Source organism: Ruegeria sp. AF2 (genome assembly GCF_056542025.1).
Genome location: NZ_JBQFZC010000014.1, coordinates 1 through 19,790 on the forward strand (window position 1 = coordinate 1; position 19,790 = coordinate 19,790).

Annotated in this window: 19 protein-coding genes and 1 tRNA gene; 5 read left to right on the forward strand and 15 right to left on the reverse strand. The window is 57.6% G+C overall.

What is annotated here, in order from left to right:
- Window positions 1-98: 98 nt before the first annotated feature.
- The 8 genes from ACR0NM_RS20595 to ACR0NM_RS20630 all read right to left on the reverse strand — a co-directional run bounded on the left by ACR0NM_RS20595 (window position 99) and on the right by ACR0NM_RS20630 (window position 9,694).
- Window positions 99-2,192, reverse strand: a complete 2,094-nt coding sequence (locus ACR0NM_RS20595; protein WP_480616411.1) for a 3-hydroxyacyl-CoA dehydrogenase NAD-binding domain-containing protein — start codon at window positions 2,190-2,192, stop codon at window positions 99-101.
- 332 nt (window positions 2,193-2,524) lie between these two features.
- Window positions 2,525-2,601 (reverse strand) — tRNA-Met (locus ACR0NM_RS20600).
- An 81-nt stretch (window positions 2,602-2,682) separates the two neighbouring features.
- On the reverse strand, window positions 2,683-3,654 hold the full coding sequence (locus ACR0NM_RS20605) for an alpha/beta fold hydrolase (RefSeq protein WP_170397690.1): 972 nt from the start codon (window positions 3,652-3,654) through the stop codon (window positions 2,683-2,685).
- 202 nt (window positions 3,655-3,856) lie between these two features.
- Window positions 3,857-4,660, reverse strand: coding sequence for a PaaX family transcriptional regulator C-terminal domain-containing protein (locus tag ACR0NM_RS20610; RefSeq protein ID WP_170404659.1), 804 nt, complete (start codon window positions 4,658-4,660; stop codon window positions 3,857-3,859).
- A 52-nt stretch (window positions 4,661-4,712) separates the two neighbouring features.
- A complete protein-coding gene (gene paaZ, locus ACR0NM_RS20615; RefSeq protein WP_480616413.1) occupies window positions 4,713-6,737 on the reverse strand; it encodes a phenylacetic acid degradation bifunctional protein PaaZ in 2,025 nt (674 codons plus the stop codon).
- 27 nt (window positions 6,738-6,764) lie between these two features.
- Window positions 6,765-8,117: a TRAP transporter large permease gene (locus tag ACR0NM_RS20620; protein WP_170397698.1), complete on the reverse strand. Its 1,353-nt coding sequence runs from the start codon at window positions 8,115-8,117 to the stop codon at window positions 6,765-6,767.
- Window positions 8,117-8,620, reverse strand: a complete 504-nt coding sequence (locus ACR0NM_RS20625; protein WP_170397701.1) for a TRAP transporter small permease — start codon at window positions 8,618-8,620, stop codon at window positions 8,117-8,119. The genes ACR0NM_RS20620 and ACR0NM_RS20625 overlap by 1 nt, the downstream gene beginning before the upstream one ends.
- A gap of 54 nt (window positions 8,621-8,674) precedes the next feature.
- Complete coding sequence (locus ACR0NM_RS20630) at window positions 8,675-9,694, reverse strand: TRAP transporter substrate-binding protein (RefSeq protein ID WP_170397704.1); 1,020 nt, start codon at window positions 9,692-9,694, stop codon at window positions 8,675-8,677.
- Between the two features lie 200 nt (window positions 9,695-9,894).
- On the opposite strand from ACR0NM_RS20630, the gene paaG reads away from it, so the two are divergent.
- The 5 genes from paaG (at window position 9,895) to ACR0NM_RS20655 (ending at window position 13,337) form a co-directional block, all read left to right on the forward strand.
- Window positions 9,895-10,680 (forward strand): 2-(1,2-epoxy-1,2-dihydrophenyl)acetyl-CoA isomerase PaaG, encoded by a 786-nt coding sequence (gene paaG / locus ACR0NM_RS20635; protein WP_170663936.1) that lies wholly within the window; start codon window positions 9,895-9,897, stop codon window positions 10,678-10,680.
- Window position 10,681: 1 nt separating this feature from the next.
- Window positions 10,682-11,110, forward strand: coding sequence for a hydroxyphenylacetyl-CoA thioesterase PaaI (paaI, locus tag ACR0NM_RS20640; RefSeq protein WP_170397710.1), 429 nt, complete (start codon window positions 10,682-10,684; stop codon window positions 11,108-11,110).
- 15 nt (window positions 11,111-11,125) lie between these two features.
- Window positions 11,126-12,433, forward strand: coding sequence for a phenylacetate--CoA ligase PaaK (gene paaK / locus ACR0NM_RS20645; protein WP_480616415.1), 1,308 nt, complete (start codon window positions 11,126-11,128; stop codon window positions 12,431-12,433).
- Between the two features lie 22 nt (window positions 12,434-12,455).
- Entirely contained in the window at window positions 12,456-13,052 is a 597-nt protein-coding gene (locus ACR0NM_RS20650) for a TetR/AcrR family transcriptional regulator (protein WP_170397716.1), read from the forward strand.
- Window positions 13,053-13,121: 69 nt separating this feature from the next.
- A complete protein-coding gene (locus ACR0NM_RS20655; RefSeq protein ID WP_170511540.1) occupies window positions 13,122-13,337 on the forward strand; it encodes a hypothetical protein in 216 nt (71 codons plus the stop codon).
- Window positions 13,338-13,340: 3 nt separating this feature from the next.
- Here the strand turns inward: ACR0NM_RS20655 and ACR0NM_RS20660 are convergent, their stop codons facing one another.
- From ACR0NM_RS20660 to pcaF, 7 genes are read right to left on the reverse strand one after another with little or no spacing between them, the layout of a single operon-like run.
- Entirely contained in the window at window positions 13,341-14,099 is a 759-nt protein-coding gene (locus ACR0NM_RS20660; protein WP_170397722.1) for a Phenylacetic acid catabolic protein, read from the reverse strand.
- Between the two features lie 12 nt (window positions 14,100-14,111).
- On the reverse strand, window positions 14,112-15,185 hold the full coding sequence (locus ACR0NM_RS20665) for a 2Fe-2S iron-sulfur cluster-binding protein (protein WP_480616417.1): 1,074 nt from the start codon (window positions 15,183-15,185) through the stop codon (window positions 14,112-14,114).
- A 14-nt stretch (window positions 15,186-15,199) separates the two neighbouring features.
- Entirely contained in the window at window positions 15,200-15,658 is a 459-nt protein-coding gene (gene paaD / locus ACR0NM_RS20670) for a 1,2-phenylacetyl-CoA epoxidase subunit PaaD (RefSeq protein ID WP_170511230.1), read from the reverse strand.
- A 6-nt stretch (window positions 15,659-15,664) separates the two neighbouring features.
- Window positions 15,665-16,432 (reverse strand): 1,2-phenylacetyl-CoA epoxidase subunit PaaC, encoded by a 768-nt coding sequence (gene paaC / locus ACR0NM_RS20675; RefSeq protein WP_170397730.1) that lies wholly within the window; start codon window positions 16,430-16,432, stop codon window positions 15,665-15,667.
- Window positions 16,432-16,716 carry a 1,2-phenylacetyl-CoA epoxidase subunit PaaB gene (gene paaB, locus ACR0NM_RS20680; protein WP_171620843.1) on the reverse strand — a complete coding sequence of 95 codons (285 nt, stop codon included), beginning with the start codon at window positions 16,714-16,716 and terminating at the stop codon, window positions 16,432-16,434. Before paaB ends, paaC begins: the two co-directional genes overlap by 1 nt.
- Window positions 16,717-16,739: 23 nt before the next feature.
- Window positions 16,740-17,732: a 1,2-phenylacetyl-CoA epoxidase subunit PaaA gene (paaA, locus tag ACR0NM_RS20685; protein WP_480616419.1), complete on the reverse strand. Its 993-nt coding sequence runs from the start codon at window positions 17,730-17,732 to the stop codon at window positions 16,740-16,742.
- A 15-nt stretch (window positions 17,733-17,747) separates the two neighbouring features.
- Window positions 17,748-18,950: a 3-oxoadipyl-CoA thiolase gene (gene pcaF / locus ACR0NM_RS20690; RefSeq protein WP_170511547.1), complete on the reverse strand. Its 1,203-nt coding sequence runs from the start codon at window positions 18,948-18,950 to the stop codon at window positions 17,748-17,750.
- Between the last annotated feature and the right edge of the window lie 840 nt (window positions 18,951-19,790).

A 19,790-nucleotide genomic window follows, 5' to 3' on the forward strand; every position in this document is an offset into this window, starting at 1 on the left:
GGCCCGGCATCGCGCTTTACGCGATGCCGGGCCCAAGGCGGCTAGCAATATTGGCGCAGCCAATGTTGCGCAGGCGCGGGAGCCTCTGCCCCGAGACTTCAGGCATCTTTGTTGAGATCATCAAAGCAGCGGTTCTCAGCCACCAGTTGTTCGAGCAGGGGTGCAGGTTGCCAGAAATAGGCATCTTCTTCAGCCCACTTGCAGATATCGTTCAATACGCCCGGCAAACCTTGCAAATCTGCCCATTTCAGCGGCCCACCCCAGTAGCGCGGAAAACCGTAGCCATAGAGCAGCGTAACGTCCACATCCAGCGGTCTACGCGCGATGCCGTCGCCTACCACCTTCGCCGCCTCATTCACCATCGCGACCATATAGCGACGTATGATCTCCTCATCCGTAAACGCGCGTGGAATTATGTTCTGAGCCGCACGCTCGGCTTCGATCAATGATGTCAGCTCGGGGTTTGGCTCTCCACCTCGCTTGCCATTTTCATATATGTAATAGCCCTTGCCGGTTTTCTGGCCGAAATGTCCGGCCTCGCACAGCTTGTCGGCATAGAAACTGTCGCGAACGCGTGGATCCTGGCCTGCGGCCCGTTTCCGCTTGCGCGCCGCCCAGCCAATGTCCAATCCGGCCAAATCTGACACTGCATAGGGTCCCATCGCAAATCCAAACCCTGTTAGCGCTTTATCGATCTGGAACGGGCTCGCTCCATCCAGCACCATGTGATCAGCACAGGCCCGATATGTGCCCAAAATCCGATTTCCTATGAACCCGTCGCACACACCTGCCCGAACGGCCACCTTGCCCAACCTCTTGCCCAACGCGAAACCCGTTGCCACAACTTCGGGCGCGGTGTGGTCCGCCACCACGATCTCAAGCAGTTTCATCACATGTGCTGGGGAGAAGAAATGCAGACCGATGACATCCTGTGACCTTTCGGTCGATCCGGCAATTTCGTTGATATCAAGGTATGAGGTATTGGTCGCCAATACCGCACCGCTTTTGCAGACCGCATCCAGTTGCGCAAAAACCTTTTTCTTCACTGCCATGTCTTCAAACACGGCTTCGATCACCAGATCGACGCCACTCAGTGCGTTGTAGTCCGTGGCCAGGGTCAGCCGGTTCTGCAGAATATCATCATGTTTGTCCTGGCTCAGCTTTCCGCGCCTCACGGTGCCAGCCAGATTTGCCGCGATACGATCTTTAGCGGACCGCGCTGCCTCGTGTGACATCTCAAGCAGCACGACAGGAAGCCCCGCCAGCAGAACTGAGGTGGCAATCCCTGCGCCCATCGTACCGCCGCCGATGACGCCGACCTGTTGCAGATTCCGCGGCTCGACCCCATTCAACTCGGGCAATTTTGCAACCGCACGCTCCGCAAAGAATGCGTGGATCAACCCTTTGCGCTGATCCGAGGCCATCAGGTCCATGAACAATTCCCGTTCGCGAGCCAAACCGGATGCAAAATCCTCGGCCTCGCAACTGGCTTGTATTGCCCGCACTGCAATCGCAGGCGACAGTTGGCCCCGGCCCTTCTTCAGCACCGCGTTATAGGCCGCATCAAAATCGATTGGGGCGGGCCGGGCCATATCGCAAACAGGGCGCCGTGCTGCATCAGTTGCAAGCAGCTCTCTGACATAGGCCAGGCCGATCTCGCGCGGATCACCATCCTGAACTTTGTCCAGCACACCCATCTCAAGCGCTTCTGGAGCTCGGACGTGCCGCCCCGTTGTGATCATGTCCAATGCAGCCTCGGCTCCGGCAACACGCGGCAAGCGCTGGGTGCCGCCAGCGCCAGGAATGATACCAAGATTAACCTCGGGCAACCCCACCTTCGCAGACGGCACGGCAACGCGATAATGACAGGATAAGGCAACCTCAAGCCCACCACCAAGCGCGGTTCCATGCAACGCAGAAACCACCAGCAAGGGCGACGCCTCAATCCGATCACAGAGTGCGGGCAGCCACGGGTCCTGTGGCGGCTTGCCAAACTCGCGAATGTCTGCGCCTGCAAAATAAGTCCGACCCTCACCATAGATCAAAACCGCGCGCGCGCCCTCTGTTTCGGCACGTTCGATCGCCGACAACAAACCCCGGCGCACATCCACGCCCAGCGCGTTAACGGGTGGGTTCTCAGCCGACAAAACGGCGATATCGCCCACTTTCTCATACCCGATGACTTGGGTCATATGATCGTGCCTCCTCAGACGAAATGCGATGCCAGTAGTAAATCGGGGAATCCCCGAACACGGCGCGATCAAAGACTGGCCCGGTCTGCGTTCGTATTCAACTATATTTTCGACCGATCGTTCGGTTTATTTGATTTTCTCGGATTTAGTACCATAATCACGCGGTTCATGCCCGGAACTAACCTTCTACGTTGCGGTAGAAATTGCTTCGCGGCCTCAGACCAACGAAGCGCAAAAAACTGCAGTGCTTGGTCTAAATTCGCACGGAACCCGAGGGCGCGATCCAAATGGAAACGCAGCTAACAGGGCCTTAGCACTTGTTTGGGAAGTTCTGGTAGCGGAGGAGGGACTTGAACCCCCGACACGCGGATTATGATTCCGCTGCTCTAACCAACTGAGCTACTCCGCCACGAGTGAGAGGCGATTTAAGCGAGGGGCCGGGGAGGGTCAAGAGGAAAAGCGTGCCTGCCGAGATTCTTTATTGCGTTATTCAATGCGCGTCCTGCTCTGCCAGCCGGGTGCGGGAATTCTCGGCGATCTGGCGGATGAAACGCGCGCAGACTTCGGGTTCTGTGATGAGTATCATGTGACCCCGGTGTTCCATGACCTCAAAGGTCAGGCCGAATTTCGTCATTGTGGCACCGTGTAGCTCGGCGGACAGGATCGGGTCCTCTGTCCCGAACAGAATGCCTCCGGGCACGCGCAGATCGTTATAGCGTGAAGTCAGGGCACCCATGCTGGCCTCTACCCCAACAACATCCTGTGAGGCGGTGATAAAGGCCGAGGGGCGAAGACCAAGGGCACCCCCAGCACGGTTCAGGAAGTCTGAGGGCGCGGGCTCGGGTGCGAAGACGTCTTTCAGGACGAGGGGTGCGGTTTTTCGGGCCATCGGGACGGCGATTGTATTGCCAATAAGGTTGCGCAGCCACTCGGTACGGATTTCAAGTGGTTTGAAAACGGCGGGCGGTTCCGGCATTTGTTGCGTCAAGGGGGCCAGAAGCGCCAATGCCGCCGTGTTGTCGGGATAATCCAGTGCCATCGCAAGAGACACGGCGCCACCTAGAGAATGACCAACCAGTGTGGCTTGATCGACGTTCTTTGTTTCCAGAAACTCGTGGATCATGCGGGCTTGTTCGGGCAATTCCGCCAACTGGGCAGCATCGCGCGTGGAATAGCCACAGCCCGGACGGTCAACCGCGAGAACGTGATAATCCTGAGCAAGATCATCCACTAACGCATACGTAAAATGCTGCAATTGGCCTGATAGGCCATGGATCATGACAATAGTCGGGTTGGAAGGGTCGCCTTTTTCGACATAGTGAATGCTGCCACCGTGAACGGGCACGATCCGCCCCAGTTGCGGCACCATTTCGGTGCCCTGCCGCGTTAGGCGGCGAGTCCAGATGTGCATCCCCAGCAAAAGGGACATCAGCAACAAGACAATCGTTAGCAAAATCGACATCACGGTTCTCCGGCAGGTTTGCACAGGCGATGGTATTGCCCGGAGCCCGATTGCACCATGCGTTTTCTGAACGGCTGAATTGGCAGGCAGATAACCGCAACCTAATTATTGGTGTGTAAATTGGTATGACTTGGTCAGAAAAGCTCCCAGCACCCGGTATGTGCGCCGCACTGATAATATGGTTGAACAGACCGCTCAGCGGTCAACTACTACCGCTCAGTACGTCAGCCGAGGGGCGTGGCAGCAGATCAAGCAGCCCGAACACGCTATCGCGACAAGCAGGGCCAGCCCAATCAACAGGATAAAAAGCCAAAGGTAAGTCCGGCTGGCGTAGCACGACGCGCCGCCACCGATGCACCAGCAGGGTGCGCAGTGTTGCGCTCTGCAAGGGGGTTGGCGCCCAGCCTTCGGGACGGGACTTCGCGGCGCGTTCGACCGCGCCCAGAAGAGCCTTGCAAGAGGCGCGCAATTCGGGTGGACACAACCGATCCTGCACCCATTTGGGAGCTGCGTGCGGAGAGATGTCCAAGGCCAGCAAACCGTCTGACTGATCGGACACAGGCCCCGCACCCATCGCTACGTTGCGCCCAATAGGGATATAGTCGTCGCTGAGCATCACGTCCTCAAGCACCTGAGTGCCCGACCCGTCTTCGGCGATCAGAAGATGCCAATTTTCAATGGGCGAAGGACCGCGCGCATATATGCGCGGCGTGACGGCGGCGGATTGCGTCCGGCCGAATTCCGAGAGGACATGGCGCGAGACGCGTCCAATCCGGTCACTTTCAATCCAGCCGTCCTTGCGCAGCCGGTGCAGAGCGACGCGGATCGCTTCGGGTTTGATGCCCATCGGCTCAATTATCCGGGTCAGAACACCGCCCGAGATTTGCGCGCCGGGCTCTTGTGCCATGTCACCAAACAGCGAGACGATAATCGACCAGACCCGCTGGTCTTGCGGGTCCGCCAGTTCGGCCACAGCCATTTCGAACCACGAGGTCTTTTCGGTCATGGACCCAGTTTAACCCATTAGGCCCAATAAGAAAAACAGGTAGTACAGCGGGTCAGCGGGCGTTCATGGTCAGAAGCTCGTATTCTGCGACCGGTTCGTCATCTTGATTGGTCAGGGACACGTGCCAGCGAACCTCGCCATAATCGTCATTGCGTGGGGTTTTCTGCTTTACCGTCAGGTGCACCTTGATGCTGTCGCCAGCAACAACGGGCTTCATGAACCGCAGCCCGTCCAGCCCGGTATTGGCCAGCACCGGCCCCTCGTTCGGTTCAACAAATAGGCCCGCCGCAAAACTGAGCAACAGATAACCATGCGCCACACGACCGGGGAAGAACGGATTTCGCGCCGCCGCGTCCTCGTCCATATGCGCATAAAAGGTATCGCCGGTGAAATTGGCGAAGTGTTCGATATCCTCCAGCGTGACAGTGCGCGGGGCTGTGTGCAGCGTCTCGCCGACCTGCAACTCACCAAATTTACGGGTGAAGGGATGGGCCGGACCTTGGATTTCGGGCGCTCCTGGCACCCATTTGGTGCTGATACCACTGAGTATGCGCGGGGAGCCCTGAATGGCCGTGCGCTGCATATAGTGTTTCACACCGCGCACGCCGCCCATTTCCTCACCACCGCCCGCACGGCCCGGCCCTCCATGCACCATATGGGGCAACGGAGATCCGTGGCCGGTCGATTCAGCCATCGAGTCGCGGTCGTTGATGTAAATCCGCCCGTTATAGGCTGCGGCCCCCATCACTACGTTGTGCGCGACCTTTGTGTCGTGAGTGATCAGCGACGTGACCAGAGACCCCTGCCCGCGATTGGCAAGTGCCACCGCATGATCCAGATCGCGGTAGCCCATGAGGGTCGAAACTGGGCCGAAGGCCTCGGTATCGTGCACGCGCTGCGCTTTGTCGGGGTCAGCACAGTAAAACAGCATCGGGGGAACGAATGCGCCGGTTTCAGGGCCGTGCAGGTCGAACGCGTCGGGGTTGCCATAAACCCGTTCAGCCTCTTGCCCGATCAGAGCTGCCTTTTCCAGAACGTCGGCTTTCTGCCCGTTCGACACCAGCGCGCCCATGTGGGTGGTGTCGGAACGGGGGTCGCCGATGGTGATCTTTGCCAATCGGTCAGACAGCGCGGCAATTATGGCGTCGACCTGCGGCTGGGGCGCGATGATGCGTCGGATGGCAGTGCATTTCTGGCCCGCCTTTGTGGTCATCTCGCGCGAGACTTCCTTGACGAACAGGTCAAATTCGGGCGTGCCGGGCGTGGCATCGGGCCCGAGGATGGAAGCGTTCAAGCTGTCCTGCTCGGCCACAAACCGGACCGAGTTCTGCAAGATCGCAGGCGTCTGCCGCAGCTTCAACGCGGTGTTCGCCGAGCCTGTGAAGCTGACCACATCCTGACAATCCAAGTGATCGAGCATGTCGCCCAACCCGCCCGAGACCAGCTGTAGCGCACCGGCAGGCAGGATGCCGCTATCCAGCATGATCCGCACTGCCAGTTCGGTGACGTAGCAACTGTTGGTAGCCGGCTTGACGATTGCAGGCACGCCAGCCAGCAGCGTCGGGGCCAGCTTTTCCAGCATCCCCCAGACCGGGAAGTTGAAGGCGTTGATATGAACCGCGACCCCTTGCAGGGGCGTGCAGATATGCTGCCCCAAAAAGGTGCCATTGCGTGACAACTGCTCGATTTCGCCGTCCAGATAAACCTGCGCATCCGGCATCTCGCGCCGGCCTTTTGAGGCAAAGACAAACATCGTGCCGATGCCACCATCGATATCGATCAGGTGGTCCTTCTGCGTAGCTCCGGTTTCGAAACTCAGGTCGTAAAGGGCTTGTTTATGCGCCGAAAGCTCTTGCGCCAACGCCTTGAGCATCCGAGCACGGTCGTGGAACGTTAACTTGCGCAGCGTGGGGCCACCGGTATTGCGCGCATAGTCAAGCATCGCCTGCACGTCGAGCGCGGCATTGCCAGCGCTTGCAAACGGTGCGCCAGTGATGGCGGACGCGATGGTGCGTGCGCCTTCTCCAGGCGCGACCCAAGTACCAGCGGCGAAGCTGGAAATCTGATGCAGGGACATGGTGTTCTCCTGTTTGATGCGGTGGGACTAGTGTCCCAAAGCGCCCATTTGCTGCGGCAGATACAGCACCACGATGGGCACCAGCACGATCAGCGCGAGGCGGAAGATATCGGCGATCCAGAACGGAGTGACGCCACGAAATATGGTGCCGGTCGAGACGTCACCCACCACGCCTTTCAGAATGAAGACGTTCAGGCCTACGGGTGGAGTGATCAGCGAGATTTCGGTGACAACCACGACGACGATGCCAAACCAGATTGGGTCATAGCCCAGAGACGTGACCAACGGGAAGAAGATCGGAACCGTCAGCAACAGCATCGAGAGAGATTCGAAGACGCAACCCAGAATGATGTAGATACCAAGGATCATCAGGATCACGACAAACGGAGCCACATCATAGGCGGTCACCATCGCGATCAGGGCTTCGGGCAAACCGGCCAGATTGATGAAATTTGAGAATATCTGCGCACCAATCAACACCGCGAACAAGGCAGACGCGGTAAAGCAGGTCTCTTTCAGCACCTCGAATGTCGAGCCAACCGTGAGACCCCCACGAAAGAGTGCAATCAGAAAGGCCCCAGCGGCCCCCATACCTGCGGCCTCGGTGGGTGAGAATGTCAGGTTTAGGGGCTCAAAATCGAAGGCTCCATAAAGCCCGCCAATCACTAGGAAGAACAACAACAGCACAGCCCAAACCGAGCCCAGCGCACGGATGCGTTCGGACCATGTGGCACGCTCTCCGGCTGGACCGGCCTCGGGGTTGCGCCAGACGGTCCAGCGCACGGCGAAGAGGTAGAACAGAATGCCGAGGATGCCGGGGATGATGCCCGCCATGAACAGTTTCCCGATCGAGGTCTCGGTCAGCAACCCGTAGATGACCAGAATGACCGATGGAGGGATCAGAATGCCAAGCGTACCACCGGCGGCAATCGAGGCGGTCGAGAGTTCATCGGAATAGCCGTAACGCCGCATCTGCGGCATCGCGACCTTTGACATCGTGGCGGCGGTTGCCAGCGACGATCCGCAGATAGCCGAAAATCCGCCACAGGCCGCAACCGTCGCCATGGCAATGCCACCGCGCATGTGGCCAAGAAAGGCGTTGGACACCGCATAAAGCTCGCGCGCCATGCCGCCCTTGTTCACGAACAGGCCCATCAGGATGAACAGCGGCACAACCGACAGACCATAGTCCTGCGCAGTGTCGGTGATCTGTCGGCCCACCATGGACATGGCAGCCTTCATCCCGCGCTCATCAAAGATCGAGCCGCCACGCTCATAGGCAAATCCCAATGTGCCGACCAGACCCATGGCAAAGACGATAGGAAGGCGCACCAGCACCAAGATCAATACAATCGCAAATCCGATTAGCGCTGCGGTCATTACATAGGCTCCGACAGTGTATTTGGGGCGAAGGCCTTTAGCAGCCCAGTGGCGATCATCACCAGTGCAGTGATGGCAACAGACAGGGTAATGAACCAGCCGATCAGGTAGGTGGGGATTGAAAGATATTCGGTTACATCCCCATAATCCCGCGCTCGCTCGGCCAGGACCCAAACGCGCTGGACCGGCCAGAACAGCATAATGCCGCTGACCACATAGATCACAACGTCCCGCGCACGCGACAGATGCAGACGGTGGAAGAACCCGTCTGTCAGATCGACCGCGATATGGCCATTGGTGGTGGAGACGATCGGGAGGACCGAAAACACCAGAATTGCCATCAGAATGCGCGTCAGCTCGGTGGCGGCCTCAATGGGCGCATTGAAGACCGAACGCAGGATCACGTCGCAAAAGGTCATTACCATCAGGATAAACAGTGCAATGCAGGCCACGATCACGGGAAGGGCGCTGGCACGGCGCACAAGCTGAATAATAGGGGTCATGGGAAACTCGCGCAGGGTAAGTCAGGGCGGCGCAAGAGCCGCCCTGCAGTCGGATCAGTTCGAGGACATTTCCGATTTGATCATGTCATATGCGGCCTGTGCGTCGACTCCTGTTGCGTCAACCTCGGCGATGACCTTGCCGCGGATGTCTTCGGCGATGGCCGAGAACTTCTCCATATCCGCATCTGTGGCAGCGTTGATGGCATTGCCTTCTGCCGCCTCGGTTGCCTCACGTCCAGTGGCGTCGATCTCATCCCAGATTTTGCCGATCTCACGGCTCAGCGGTTCACCGAATACGTTTTCTTCCAGCGCCGTCTGCAGCTCGGGTGGCAGATCTGCGAAGGTGTCTTCGTTCATGATGAATGCAAACGAACCACGATAGAGGCCACCGGGCATCTCATAGACGTTCTGCGCAACCTCGGTCAGCTTGAAACCCTTGCGCGATTCCAGTGGCATGACCACGCCGTCAGCGGCTTTCGACGCCAGTGTTTCATAGACTTTCGGAGCGGGCACCTGAATGCCGGTCGCGCCAAGCGCCGCACCAACGTCTCCGCCAACGCCACCCGGGATACGTACTTTCAGGCCCGAAACCTCATCCAGAGTGGTTACTGGCGCGCTGGAATGCAGCTGCGCGGGTCCATGCGTGTGCAAGGCGATGACTTTGACACCACGATGCTCGTCAGCAGCTTTCAAGTACTTGTCGTAGGCGCGCCAGTAAGCAACCGAAGCGTCCTCGGCCGAGCCTTCATAACCAGGCAGTTCGATCAGCTTGGTGGTGACGAAGCGTCCCGGTTGATAGCCGTGAAAGATAATCGAGGCATCGGCCGCGCCATCCATAATCAGGTCCATCTGCGCAGGCGGTGGAGCGATACCCAGCTTAAGCTCTGCGGTGACCTGCCCGTCAGTCGCCTCCTCTACCATTTCGACGAATTTGGGCCACATCTTTGCGTTGATGCCGTGGGTGGGTGGGGCCCAGCTGGAAATTGTCAGGGTGTAGTCAGCCGCAAAAGCGATGGTGCCGGACACCGCCAAGGTTGCAGACGCCAACAATGTGGTGAGCTTGGTGAATTTCATGACCGGGTCTCCTCCTCAAAATCGCAAGTCGTGAATGTGTTAATGGTACGTTTTGTAACTATCAACGACGAGAAATGCTGTTCCGCCCGCTGGCCAAAGTGCATTTCCGATCGCCGAGTCACAAACGGCTATAGAATTTATTGACCAACCGTTCGGTTTATGCAAGAAGTTTGTTGTAACTTATGAAAAGCGAACCGGGCATGTCCGACACGATTATTTCGCAGAATATGGGTCAATGGGTTGAAATTACACTCAATCGCCCTGAACGCCTGAACAGTTTCACGGATGAGATGCACCATGCCCTGCGCGCTGCACTTGAGGCCGCGCGTGACGGTGGTGCACGAGCGGTGCTGTTAACCGGCGCGGGGCGCGGGTTCTGCGCAGGGCAGGATTTGGGCGATCGAAACCCTGCCACGATGGAGGGTCCGCCGGATTTGGGCTATACGGTTCGCACGTTCTACGCACCTTTGGTCCGCCTGATCAGGTCTTTGGAATTACCTGTTGTCTGCGCCGTCAATGGCGTTGCCGCCGGGGCGGGTGCGAATATCGCCTTGGCTTGTGATGTGGTACTTGCCGCTGACTCTGCCAAGTTTATCCAATCATTTTCCAAAGTGGGCCTGATACCTGATACCGGCGGCAGTTGGCATCTGCCACGTTTGCTGGGTGAAGCCCGAGCCAAAGGGCTGGCCCTGACTGGGCAACCCCTGCCAGCAAAGCAGGCTGCGGATTGGGGGCTGATCTGGAAAGCAATTCCAGACGCTGAACTAATGGCCGAGGCGCGCGCACTAACGGAACAGTTCGCCAATGGTCCAACGCTGGGACTTGGCCTGACGAAACAGACGATACAGGCGGCTGCCACGAATACCCTGACCGATCATCTCGAGATTGAGGCGGACGCAATGAAAACCTGCGGCGAAAGCGTCGACTATGCCGAGGGCGTTACTGCATTTCTGGAAAAGCGCGCGCCAGTATTTCGGGGAGAATGAGATGACGCCGAAGGAACGCGCCCAGAAAGCCGCTGCTGCCATGTGGGGGCGGGACAATGCCTCGAAATGGGCAGGCATGGAACTAGTGGAGATGGATGAAGGCGCTGCGACGCTGGCGTTGCAGGTGGCTGACCATCACTGCAACGGGCACGGGATCTGCCATGGCGGCGTGACATTCATGTTGGCCGACAGCGCCTTTGCCTTTGCCTGCAATAGTCGCAACCAGTCCACAGTCGCCCAGCACAATGTGATCAGCTACGTCGCGCCCGCGCGATCCGGTGACCTGCTGACGGCCCGCGCAACGGAACTGAGCCTGACAGGGCGCAGCGGCATCTATGACGTATCCATAACCAACCAAGCCGGACAAAAGATCGCAGAATTTCGGGGCTTTTCCCGCGCGGTCAAAGGCCCGGTGTTTGACGAGACCTGAGATGAGGGGGATGGCATGAAGGATCTTACTCCGAACAAGGCGGATCTTGATCCGATCGAGATCGCCTCGATTGATGAAATCCGCAACCTACAGTTGGATCGGCTGAAATGGTCGCTGCGCCATGCTTATGACAACGTGCCTATGTACCGGCAGCGGTTTGATGAGGCCGGTGTGCATCCTGACGACCTTCAGTCCCTCAGTGATCTGGCACGGTTTCCGTTTACCTACAAAAACGATCTGAGGGAAAACTATCCCTTTGGTCTGTTTGCAGTCCCGCGTGAGCAGATCATTCGTGTTCATGCCTCGTCGGGAACCACGGGTAAGCCAACCGTCGTGGGGTATACGCAAGGCGATATCGATAATTGGGCGGATCTGGTGGCGCGGTCGTTGCGTGCCAGCGGTTTGCGCCGGGGCGACATGGTGCACAACGCCTATGGCTATGGCCTGTTCACCGGCGGTCTGGGCGCGCATTATGGAATCGAACGTCTGGGGGCCACGGTCGTCCCGATGAGCGGTGGGCAGACCGGCAAGCAGGTCGACCTGATCACTGACTTCAAACCAGACGGGATTATGGTAACACCATCATATATGCTGAACATTCTTGAGCAGTATCACAAGATTGGACTCGATCCGCGCGAAAGTTCCTTGGCTGTCGGCGTCTTTGGCGCTGAACCATGGACGGATTCGATGCGCTCCGAGGTTGAACAAGCATTCGATATGCATGCCGTCGATATCTACGGCCTGTCCGAGATCATGGGACCGGGCGTCGCCAATGAGTGCGTCGAAACCAAAGACGGGCCCGTGATCTGGGAAGACCACTTCTACCCCGAAATCATCGACCCGCAGACCGGCGAGGTCATGCCTGATGGTGAGATTGGTGAACTGGTCTTTACCACGCTGACCAAAGAAGGTCTTCCGATGATCCGCTATCGCACCCGTGACCTGACGCGGCTTTTGCCCGGCACGGCTCGGTCGATGCGTCGGATGGAAAAGATCACGGGCCGCTCGGATGACATGATCATTCTGCGGGGTGTCAACGTCTTCCCCAGTCAGATCGAGGAGCAGGTTCTGGCAACCGGCGGTCTGGCGCCCTACTACCAGATCGAACTTTACAAAGCTGGCCGGATGGACGCGATGCGCGTGCATGTCGAAGCAACGCCAGATGCAGCCGATGAGCTGAGCAAAAACGCCGCTGCTCGGATGCTATCTCGCAGGATTAAAGAGGTGGTTGGCATCTCGACCGAGATCGATATAGGCGAGCCGGGCGAGGTTGAACGCTCACAGGGCAAGGCCCGGCGCGTGATTGACAATCGGGACAGCTAAGCGACAGACGGAGGGTCAGGATTTGGCGCGCACGATAGCAAAAGACCACGACCATAAACGAACACGCATCCTGAAATGCGCCGCCCGCGTCTTCGCGCAGGAAGGATTTGATCGGGCGTCAATGTCTCAGCTCGCGCGGGAGTGCGGGATATCCAAGGCCAATATCTATCACTACTACGACAGCAAGGACGCCATTCTGTTTGATATTCTCGACAGTTACCTGCTGCAATTGCGTGACCAGGTTTGCGGTTTGGACCTTGACGGGATGGAACCCGCGGATCGCTTGAAACGGGTGGTGCGGGAAATCCTACTGGCCTATCAAGGCGTGGATGATGAGCATCGCGTGCAAACCAGCGGCATGTCCGCATTGCCCGAAGAGCAGCAGAATCTGCTGCGTGGCTATCAGCGGGATCTGGTGGTGTTCGTCAGCGACATCATCGCCAGCATCTCGCCTGCAACTTTCAAGGATGATGCGGCCAAGCTTCGGGCCACGACCATGTCCGTTTTCGGAATGTTGAACTGGTTCTACATGTGGAATGCCGGGGCGGATGCCAACGCGCGCAGCGATTACGCCGCGTTGGTAAGCAATCTGACATTATCAGGCGTTGATGGCCTTTGAACCCTTGTTGGCACAGAGTTGATTTGGCTCTGCGGTCAGGATGAGGTTCAATAAGGGCGGAGGTTACCCATGCAACGCCCTGATCGTTTCGATAAATTCTATTTCGCCAAAGTAGGTCTGGGCGAAGCCTGTGGCTGCGCCGAGCGGGTGATTGACGTTTTTGAGTTCAATCGGAAATGTGGTGCTAAAGCCCAGCAGTCATTGAAGAAAGATCGGCGAAAGCGTCGCACGCTTCGCGGATTGGCCGTGAAGTATGGGTTGTTGAGCCGTAAACGCCAACCTTGAAAGCTAAGGTACTTCAAGTCCCAGCTTTTCGACCTGTTCGGTCGCTTTTACTGTCCACTGATCTTTCATCTCAATCCCGGTTAATTGCCGCAGCCCCAGCTTGCGGAGCGTTTCGGTTTTCTCGGCTGTGCCCGCCCCAAAACTTGCCGCGACCCGGGGCCACCAATAGTCGACCGACGCTTGCATTTCTGCAGCCTTTCCCTGTTCGATCAGCTTGCCCGCACCCTCAAGCGCAAGCTCCCCATGGCGCGCCTCGATCGGGGAAATCTCGCGAAAGGCCTCGGCCAGAGGCTGATAGGATATCTGCGAAAACTGGGCGAGTTGGACGTCAACCGCCTGGCTCATCAGCAGGTTCATAACCACGGCATCTTCCCATCCTTCGATCGGATAGTTGAATACAGCAAGGCGCATGTCGTGTTCGGACCGCGTAGCCCCGATATCCGCATCACGATCCAGACGTGTGGTCCAGGGATGGTGATTTGCATAGCGGTCAGTGTTGGCTCCGAACTCGCCCATGATTTTCAGGACACGATCTGCGTTGTCGGTCTTTTCCAGCACAATCTTGGCCGCCGCGATGCGTTCCTTGATGCCCGGGCCCAGATTTATGATGTCGGCAAAGCCCGCTGCGCCGGCCAGTTCGCTGTCCACGAAGGTCGCCATCAATTTCATGAGCTCTGCACGATAGCGCGGAGGCACGTTGGTTGGATTACTCAGGACACCACCCGCTGCCAAATAGCTCTCAATTGTCATGTCTTCAGCCATCATTCCCTCCGTCTACTGATCGTAGTCCACGACTACAGTGTCGGTCAGCGGATAGGCCTGACAGCTCAGGACGTATCCTTTCTCGACTTCGTAGTCTTCCAATGCGTGATTGGCGACCATCTCGACCTCGCCCTCAAGCACCCGGCAGCGGCAGGTTGAACAGACCCCGGCCTTACAGGCGTAAGGCGCGTCCATCGCATTCTCCAACGCGGCATCGAGAACCGATTGATCCTTCGGCATGGTGATCGTTTGCGTTGCCCCGTCCATGGTGATTGATGTTTTGGTCTGGTTGTCCTGAGATGCCGTGTCCGCCCCGCTCACTTTGCGCTTGACCCGACCGGGTTGAGCGCTGGCGAAGAGTTCAAATTTGATCTGCCCGTCGTTCAGCCCATGCGCCCGCAGGGCTGAGGCAATGCCCAGCATCATCGGCTCGGGGCCGCAGATAAAAGCCGTGTCGACGTTCTGAATATCGATCCAGTGTTCAAAAAGTTCGGCACATTTGTCTTGCGTGACCAGACCTGTAAAAAGCTCGATTTCCTGCGCGTCTGTTTCCAGAATATGGATCACGTTCAGACGCCCCATATAGAGGTTCTTGAGGTCCTCAAGCTCCTCTCGGAACATGATCGTGTTCACGCCCTTGTTGGCATATACCAATGTGAACCGCGAATGTGGTTCTCGGGCAAGCGTCGTCTTCAGGATCGAGAGAACCGGCGTGATGCCCGACCCACCCGCAAAGCCCAGATAATGCTTTTCGGCGGAGGGATCGATTGCGGTGTAAAAGCTGCCCATCGGCGGCATCGCCTGCACCGTATCGCCCACCTTTAGATCGGAGTTGGCCCAGGTCGAGAATGCGCCGCCATCCACGCGCTTGATCCCCACCTGCAGAATGCCCTCATCCTTACCAGCGCAGATCGAATAGGACCGGCGCAGTTCTTCTCCGTCGAAATCGCGGCGGAAGGTCAGGTACTGGCCTTGGGTAAAGTCGAATTCATCGGCTGAACCGTTTACAGGTTTCAACGTCACGACCACCGCATCGCGGATGGTTTTGTGAACATCGGTAACTTCCAGATCATGAAAGCGTGCCATCCGGTGATCCTCCCTCAGATGCACTTGAAATAGTCAAAAGGTTCCAGGCAGTCGGTGCAGCGCCAATGGGCCTTGCAAGGGGTCGAGCCAAACTGGCTGACCTTTTCAACCGCCTTGCTACCGCAATGTGGGCAGCGTTCAGGTCCACCTGCAGGCTGCGGCGGGGCGATGCCGTAATCCTCGAGCCGAGCACGGCCCTTGTCGCTAAGCCAATCGGTGGTCCAAGCCGGTGCGATACTTGTCTCGATCCGCAGATCGTCGATTCCATGATCACGCAGTGCAGTTTCGATATCCATGCTGATGACCGAGGTCGCCGGGCAGCCTGAATAGGTCGGCGTGACGGTAACCGTCAGAGTGTCATCATCCCATCGCACATCGCGTACAATTCCCAGATCGACGACCGAGATCACCGGAATCTCAGGGTCTGGTACAGCGTCCAGCCATTCCCACACCTGATCCGTTGAAGCCCGCATTGATCCTTACCACTTCGCGCCGGGATAGGCGCGCTGCAACCACTGCATCTGTGTCAGAAGATGGCCCAGATGCTCGGTATGCATGCGACCGTCGCGCCCGCCCTTATGGGCAAAGCGGCTTTCGGGAATGGTTAGTGTCGCCTCGGACAGCACACGCTCGATCAGAGCGTCATATTCTGCGCGCAGATCTGCCGGGTTCGGGGCAATCCTCGCCGCAACCATTTCTGCATCAACATCGTCACTGGCAAACATCTCGCCGACATATGGCCAGAGATAGTCCAGCGCCTCTTGCATGCGGGCATGACTTTCCTCGGTCCCGTCGCCGAGGCCCACAACCGTGTCGCCCGAGCGTTCGAGGTGGTAGGTGACCTCTTTGCTGGCCTTGGCGGCAATCGCCGCGACCCGGTCGTCAGAGGATGTCATCAGACGCCCCAGCATGATCGAATGCCACGCATCGAACAGGAACTGACGCATCAGCGTGCGGCCGAAGTCGCCGTTCGGCACTTCGACCAGCAGCACATTGCGGAAATCCCAGGCGTCGCGCAGAAAGGCCAGATCATCGGCGGATTTGCCGCCGTCGATCTCACCCGCAAGACCTAGCCACATCTGAGTCTGACCGATCAGGTCCAGCGCGGTATTGGCCAGCGCGATGTCTTCCTCCAGCACAGGCGCATGACCGCACCATTCGCTGACGCGATGGCCGAGGATCAAGGTATTGTCCCCCATCCGAAGCAGAAACTGCAGCAAAGCGTCATTGGAAACCGGAACACTCATTACATCGCCCCCACTTCTTCGGGAATATCGAAGAAGGTTGGATGGCGGTACACTTTGCTTTCGCTGGGCTCGTACAGCGGACCTTTGTCGCTGGGCGATGAGGCCGAGATGTTGTTGGCCTCAACCACCCAGATCGAAACGCCTTCGTTGCGGCGCGTGTAGACATCGCGCGCGTTCTTGATCGCCATTTTCGCGTCCGGGGCGTGTAACGACCCAACATGGCGGTGGCTCATGCCATGTTGTCCGCGGATGAAGATTTCCCACAGGGGCCATTCGTTGTTCATTTGGTATCCTCCTCAGGGCAGTCTTATTCTGCAGCCAGATTTGCGGCGCGTTTCTTGCGGGCATGAGCCAGCAGCCCGTCGCGAACCCATTTACCGTCGTCCCACGCCTTGTTACGCGCGGCCAGCCGGTCGACATTGCAGGGGCCGTTGCCCTTGATCACATCGAAAAACTCGGGCCAGTCCGGGTCGGTGTAATCATAATGGCCCCGTTCTTCGTTCCATTTCAGGTCCGGGTCAGGGATACTCAGACCCAGATATTCGGCCTGAGGCACGGTCTGATCCACGAATTTCTGGCGCAGCTCGTCATTGGTGTTGATCTTGATCTTCCACGCCATGGATTGCGCCGAATGCACGCTTTCCTTGTCCGACGGCCCGAACATCATCAGCGACGGGTACCACAGTCGATTTATTGCATCCTGCGCCATCTTACGCTGCTCTGGCGTACCCTCTGCCATCTTGCGGATCGCATCATAGCCCTGGCGCTGGTGAAAGCTCTCTTCTTTGCAGATGCGGATCATTGCGCGCGAGTATGGTCCGAAGGACGTCCGCTGCAGCGGAACCTGGTTCATGATCGCAGCGCCATCGACCAGCCATCCGACCGCGCCGATATCAGCCCAGTTCAGGGTCGGATAGTTAAAGATCGACGAGTATTTCATGCGCCCGTCCAGCAGCATCTCGGTGATCTCATCCCGGCTGACACCCAGCGTTTCTGCCGCGCAATAGAGATACAGCCCATGCCCGGCCTCATCCTGCACCTTGGCCAGCAGGATCGCCTTGCGCTCCAGCGTTGGCGCTCGGGTGATCCAGTTTCCTTCGGGCAGCTGGCCTACGATTTCAGAATGTGCGTGCTGGCCAATTTGACGGATCAGTGTCGCGCGATAGTCGTCGGGCATCCAATCCTTGGGCTCGATCTTGATATCGGCGTCGATCTTGTCCTGAAACGCGCGTTCCTGCTCGGTCATCTCCTCGCGGGATTTCACGCCTGTTCCGGCTGTTTTGATCATCTGAGCGTACATGTGAGGTCTCCTCCCTTACACACGTTCAAGAATAAGTGCGGCACCCTGCCCTACCCCGACACACATGGTGCAGAGCGCGTAGCGGCCTCCGGTGCGGCGCAGTTGATAGGCAGCCGTCATCACTAGCCGCGCACCGCTCATTCCAAGCGGGTGGCCAATGGCGATCGCCCCGCCATTTGGGTTCACATGCGGCGCATCATCGGGCACCCCGAGTTCGCGCAGCGTGGCTAGGCCCTGCGAGGCAAACGCCTCGTTCAATTCTATCACATCCATCTGATCAATGCTGAGCCCAGCCCGTGCAAGCACCTTACGGCTGGCTGGAACCGGGCCGATGCCCATCACGCGCGGCTCCACCCCAGCAACGGACATGCCAACCACACGGGCAATCGGGATCAGATCGTTCTTTGCCGCAGCAGATTCATTCGCCATCAGGATCGCCGCCGCGCCGTCGTTAACACCCGAGGCGTTTCCAGCGGTCACAGTCTTGTCCACCCCGTTGATGCCCTTTAGGCCAGACAGTTTCTCTGCTGTAGTCCCCGGACGTGGATGCTCGTCCGTATCGACCACCACCGGGTCACCTTTGCGCTGTGGGATTGTGACCGGGGTGATCTCCTCCTGAAACACCCCGGTCTGGTGCGCCGCGGCCCAGCGGGCCTGGCTGCGTTCGGCAAACGCGTCCTGATCGGAGCGACTGATACCATAAGCTTCCGCTACGTTATCCGCTGTTTCGGGCATCGAGTCGATACCAAATTCCTTTTCCATTTTCGGGTTCACAAAGCGCCAGCCGATCGTGGTGTCGTAAACGGCATTGGCACGAGTAAAGGCGGATGTTGCCTTGGGCATCACAAATGGCGCACGCGACATGCTTTCGACCCCACCCGCGATCGCCATGTCATAATCCCCAGCCTTGATGGCGCGCGCAGCCATGCCCACCGCATCCATGCCAGACGCGCAGAGCCGATTGATTGTCGTTCCCGGTACATCCACAGGCAGCCCTGCCAGCAACGCCGCCATCCGCGCCACATTGCGGTTGCTTTCACCGGCTTGGTTCGCATCGCCATAAATCACGTCGTCCAGACTGGACCAATCCACCTGTGGGTTACGCGCTACAAGCGAAGCGATTGGCAGGGCGGCAAGATCATCTGTGCGCACCTGGCTTAGTCCACCACCATATCGTCCGATCGGGGTGCGCTGGGCGTCGCAGATAAAGGCGTCCATAGGTCGATTACTCCGAATTTGAATTCACATCATTAAGTGACCGATAGGTCGGTTAATAAGCCTCTCATCGATTCGCAGCAAGCTTTATGTTACTTCATATACGTTTTCTTGATTTTTCCGTAACGCATTGACTCGCTGCGAGTAACTTGGTCGTGTGAAGTGTAGTCTCTGCCGGCTTACCACCTGCGCCAATACCGTCTCAGACCTTTGATAAGGGTTCCTTCAACACAAAATTTGATAAATCGAAAGCGTACTTAGACCGCTTCGAATAGGCAGTTTGAAAGGTTGCCATTCTCAGATTGGAGTTCCAGTAAACGTCAGTATCTGCAGCAGACATCGCACCGGATTGGCTGGTTTTGACCTATAGCGTTTAGTGAATGACACTTAACCGCTTTCGTCCCAACAGCTGCCTCCAGTCATCGCCAATCATCAAGTTAACTTTGAAAAGAAGCGTTGAATGATCTATCCACAAAAGCCGAGGTGATGACGATCATCCGCTGCCTTCTGTCGGAGACCCAGTAGGTCCCCGAAGAACGGAAGTATGCGATTAAACTTGTTGGGGAACTTGCGGATTTGCTTACTTTGGGGGCGTCCCAGAATGAACAAAACCGCCCTAGGGCGGTGCGTAAACATCTGATGTTGCACGGTGTTTTTTGTTTGCGGGAGTAGGATTTGAACCTCTGAGTTTCAGGTTATGAGCCTGACGAGGTTTGATCGTTAATCGAACGGTCCGGGTGATCAATTGTAGTCTGCACGGGCTGTGTTTGGATTTTCTAAAGTTGGTTGCGGGAGCAGGATTTGAACCTGCGACCTTCAGGTTATGAGCCTGACGAGCTACCG